The organism is Pseudomonas sp. PSPC3-2, from assembly GCF_049897085.1.
Taxonomy (GTDB): Bacteria; Pseudomonadota; Gammaproteobacteria; order Pseudomonadales; family Pseudomonadaceae; genus Aquipseudomonas; species Aquipseudomonas paraveronii.
The window spans coordinates 1-2,313 of sequence record NZ_JAFCVO010000040.1; the positions used below are offsets into that span (position 1 = coordinate 1).

The 2,313-nt window shown below is 59.8% G+C and carries 5 protein-coding genes; all 5 read left to right on the plus strand.

Annotation, left to right across the window (positions count from 1 at the left end):
• The first annotated feature begins 29 nt into the window (after positions 1-29).
• Positions 30-494, plus strand: coding sequence for a recombination protein NinB (locus tag ACP7CJ_RS28775; RefSeq protein ID WP_426103243.1), 465 nt, complete (start codon positions 30-32; stop codon positions 492-494).
• Positions 491-799 (plus strand): hypothetical protein, encoded by a 309-nt coding sequence (locus ACP7CJ_RS28780; protein WP_426103241.1) that lies wholly within the window; start codon positions 491-493, stop codon positions 797-799. Before ACP7CJ_RS28775 ends, ACP7CJ_RS28780 begins: the two co-directional genes overlap by 4 nt.
• Positions 796-1,425 (plus strand): recombination protein NinG, encoded by a 630-nt coding sequence (locus tag ACP7CJ_RS28785; protein WP_426103239.1) that lies wholly within the window; start codon positions 796-798, stop codon positions 1,423-1,425. Before ACP7CJ_RS28780 ends, ACP7CJ_RS28785 begins: the two co-directional genes overlap by 4 nt.
• A gap of 138 nt (positions 1,426-1,563) precedes the next feature.
• Positions 1,564-1,992, plus strand: coding sequence for an HNH endonuclease signature motif containing protein (locus tag ACP7CJ_RS28790; RefSeq protein WP_426103237.1), 429 nt, complete (start codon positions 1,564-1,566; stop codon positions 1,990-1,992).
• A gap of 67 nt (positions 1,993-2,059) precedes the next feature.
• Positions 2,060-2,313 (plus strand): hypothetical protein (locus ACP7CJ_RS28795; protein WP_426103235.1); only part of this gene is annotated, 254 nt, incomplete at its 3' end.

A 2,313-nucleotide genomic window follows, 5' to 3' on the forward strand; every position in this document is an offset into this window, starting at 1 on the left:
GACGCCGCCCTGGGCCAGGGAGAGCAGTCATGACCAACATCATCCACAAGCCGCGCCACTTCTGGTCGGCTGGACCTGCCCGCGTTCGGGAAGTCTTGCGGCTTGCCTACCTGTTCGCCACCGAGCTTTCCGCCGCCGGCGCCGTCGAGATCATCGTCCGCCCGGTGAAGTCCCGCCGCACCCTGGAGCAGAACGCCAAGCTGTGGGCAATGCTGGGCGACATTTCCCGCCAGGTTGAATGGCCGGTCAATGGCGTCATGCAGAAGCTCGACAGCGAGGACTGGAAGGCGCTGATGACCGCAGCGGCGCGCCAGGAAATACGCATGGCTCAGGGCATCAACGGCAGCGTGGTCATGCTGGGCGAAAGCACCAAGCGCATGACCGTGGCTGAGTTGGGCGACGTGATCGAGTGCATGTACGCGTTCGGCGCTGATAAAGGCGTGATCTGGAGTGAGCCCAAGGGCCAGATGCCAGAACAGTGGGAGGCCGCATGAGTCATAACTTCAAGCCGGGCGACGTTGCCGTGATCGTAGGCGCCAACTCACTGACCCGGAACATCGGCAAGCAGTGCGAGCTGCGGCGGTTCATCGTGAAGGGCGATTTCTACATCGCGCCCAACGGCATCGCCTACCAGCATGACGACGTGCCTTGCTGGGTGGTGGTTGGGGACGGGCTTTGCTGGATTGCCGATGCAGAACCTGTGCAGGGTGACTTCGGCATTCACGAGCCGCGGCATCTCATGCCTCTGCGCGGTGATTTCGCCCCAGAGCAGCAGAAGTCGCGAGAGGTGGTTGCATGAAGCGCACCCCACTGCAACGCAAGACCCCGCTCACATCGAACGGCACGCGCCGCAAGCGCTGCTCTGAGTGCCGAGTGATGTTCACGCCCTCCAGAAGCTCGCAGGCGGTGTGCGGCGAGATCGAGTGCGCCATCGCTCACGGGAAGTCGGAGAAAGGTCGGGCGATCGCCGGGAAGGCCCTGGCAGAAGTAGGGCGCCGGGACATCAAGGTCCGCAAGGAGAAGCTGAAGAGCAGAGCGGACCATGCCAAAGAGGCCCAGGCGGTCATTAACCGCTACGTGCGGTTGCGTGATGCTCACCTGGGCTGCATTAGCTGCAACAAGCCGGCGAACTGGGGCGGTCAGTGGCACTGCTCGCATTTCCGTAGCGTTGGGGCCGCAGCGCATCTCCGATTCAACCTCTGGAACATGAACAAGTCCTGCTCCCAATGTAATGCCCACCTGAGCGGAAACATCATGGTTTACCGGCCGCGCCTGGTCGAGAAGATCGGCGCCGAAAAGGTGGCATGGCTGGAGTGTAATCAGGATCTGGTCCGTCATGAAATCCCGTATTTGAAGCGCCTTAAGGCGGTGTTCACAAAGAAGGCGAAACGCCTGGAGGCTCGAATCCAATGCAATGCCGCGTAGAAGATTGTGGCCGTAGCGCCATGTACCAAGCCGCACAGCTTTGCCAGATGCATTACTTCCGGGTGATGAGAAACGGCACGACCGAAAAGCTTCCTACAAGCCGTCAGCAGCGGGTGATAACACCAAACGGCTATGTGCGTGTTTACGAGCCTGGTCACCCGCTTGCGGATAAGGGGGGGCTATGTCTTCGAGCATCGCTACGTCATGTGGGCCGAGGTCGGTCCGGGCGCCAGGGATTGCGAGTTGTGCGGGAAGCATGAGACCTGGCTTACCTGTCACGTCGACCACATAGATGAAAATCGTCAGAACAACGCTCGCACCAATCTTCGGATTCTCTGCCGTGGCTGCAATGTGAAGCGCGGCTTCACCCCTGAAAGCCATGCGCTTCGCAGCGGCCTTGAATTGGTCGAGTACGAAGGGAAGCGGCTTACTGCAGAACAATGGGCGCGTGATCCTCGTGTTCTGGTCAGTGGGGCGACCATCAGGGCGAGGAAGAGGGCAGGCAAGTCTGACTTCGATGCTTTGTTCGCAGCCAAGATCACCCACAACGGAAGGATCCGTGCATGACGAATATCGAGGCGATGACCGCCGAATACCGGGCAAAGACCAGAGAACTGAAAAAGGGGCAGGCAGCATGATCAAGAAAATTATGGGAACGATTATTGGTGTGGCGCTGAGTTGCTCCTTGCTCTTCGGCGGTGAATCGCTGCACCAGTTCGCGTTATACGTGCTGTGCGTGATGAATGGCCTCGCTTGGTTGGTCTTGCTGTGTGGCGGCATCAAGGATGAGGTTGCCGCCCAGTTGCGATCCAGGCTTTGGCTCAGCTTGCCGAGTTCAGCGTTCAGCCTGTACGCCATGATCGCCACGGGGCACACCATTCTGGCAAC

Bases quoted from the DNA above. Each gene is read 5' to 3' on its own strand.
- ACP7CJ_RS28775 (WP_426103243.1), top strand. From the start codon at position 30: ATGACCAACATCATCCACAAGCCGCGCCACTTCTGGTCGGCTGGACCT.
- ACP7CJ_RS28780 (WP_426103241.1), top strand. From the start codon at position 491: ATGAGTCATAACTTCAAGCCGGGCGACGTTGCCGTGATCGTAGGCGCC.
- ACP7CJ_RS28785 (WP_426103239.1), top strand. From the start codon at position 796: ATGAAGCGCACCCCACTGCAACGCAAGACCCCGCTCACATCGAACGGC.